Origin of the sequence: Streptomyces sp. WAC05292, assembly GCF_003949955.1 — a bacterium.
Taxonomy (GTDB): domain Bacteria; phylum Actinomycetota; class Actinomycetes; order Streptomycetales; family Streptomycetaceae; genus Streptomyces; species Streptomyces globosus.
The window spans coordinates 1-1,353 of record NZ_RPSE01000722.1; the positions used below are offsets into that span (position 1 = coordinate 1).

Consider the following 1,353-nt stretch of genomic DNA (forward strand, 5'->3'; position numbering starts at 1 on the left):
GCCGGTGCGGTGTGCCGCGGCCGCCGGGGCCGCGGGGGAGGGCGCGCCGCTCAACGGGCCACCTTGCGGCCCGTCTGCTGCGCGAGCCGGTCGGCGGCCTCCCGCAGCACCTCGGCGGGGGCGGCGCCCTTGAGGAGGACCTTGGACTGGGCGTCGGTCACCAGCTTCAGCGCGCGGGCGTAGTCGGCGGTGTAGTGGAACGCGGGCTGAGGAGCCTTCAGGGCGGCGAGGAAGACCTCCCCCTTCCGCAGTCCGCCGAAGAACGCCGACGGCTCGTGGAAGACGGCGTCGTCGTAGGCGGCCATCAGGGCGGGGGCGATGCCCTTGCCGCGGTGGATCCGCACCTGGGAGGCCGGGCGCGTCAGGGCGAACTCGACGAACGACCAGGCGGCGGCCCGGTGTCTGCTGCTGCCGGCGACGGCGAGGTGCGTGGAGTTCACGGTGGCGGCGGTGGAGCCGCCGCGCCGCACGGCCGGCGGCAGGCGGACCCGCCACTTCCCGGACTGCTCGGGCACCTGCTCCTCGATGATGCCGCCGAACCAGGTGGGCCACGGGTAGACCGCCGTGTTCCCCTGCTTCAGGGAGGCCATGAGGGCGTTCCACCCGCCGGCGAGGTCCCCGACCAGCCCGGCGTCGTTCAGCGTCTTGACCAGGGTCATGGCCTTGACGGCCTCGGGGGAGCCGAGGGCGATCCGCCCCTCCGCGTCGAAGTAGAAGGCGCCCTGGAGCTGGAGCAGCATCTGGAAGAAGTTCGCGGCGTCGGCCTGCGAGGCCGGCTTGTCGATGCCGAGCAGGAACGCCCCGGTGCGCGCCTTGAGCTGCCTGCCCGCGTCGACCGCCTCGTCCCAGGTCTGCAGGGCCTCGGCGTCCAGGCCGGCCTGCTCGAAGAGGTCGGCCCGGTAGTGGAACCCGGCCGAGTTCGCCTCCCAGGGCAGGGCGTCGACCCGCTTGCCGTCGGGGGAGACGGTCTCCCACAGCCCGGGGGCGAAGGCGCCGCGGTGCGCGGTGGCGCCGAGCGGGGCGAGGTCGGCGAGGCCGCCGGGGAACCTCTCCACATAGCCGGGCAGGTAGTCCACCCCGATGTGCAGCACGTCCGCGAGACCCTGGCCGCCGGCGGCCAGACCTGTGGTGATCTTGTCCCAGATCGCAGGGTTGCCGATGTCCTCGACGGTGACCTCGATGCCCGGATACGCCTTGTTGAACTCCGGCACCAGTGCCTTCAGTTCGGCGGCCCGGGCGTCGTACGCGGCGGCGAGCGCGCCGTCCCCCTTGGCGCGGGCGAGGGAGGCCATCGCCGTGTAGGCGCGGTACTGGGCGCCGATGCCGTCGCCGGCCTCGGCGAGCGGCTCGTCG

General features: G+C 74.0%; 1 protein-coding gene. It reads right to left on the reverse strand.

Going from position 1 to position 1,353, the window contains the following annotated elements; all coding sequences use genetic code 11:
* Positions 1 to 50: 50 nt before the first annotated feature.
* Positions 51 to 1,353 (reverse strand): extracellular solute-binding protein (locus EF903_RS32615; RefSeq protein ID WP_125548536.1); only part of this gene is annotated, 1,303 nt, incomplete at its 5' end.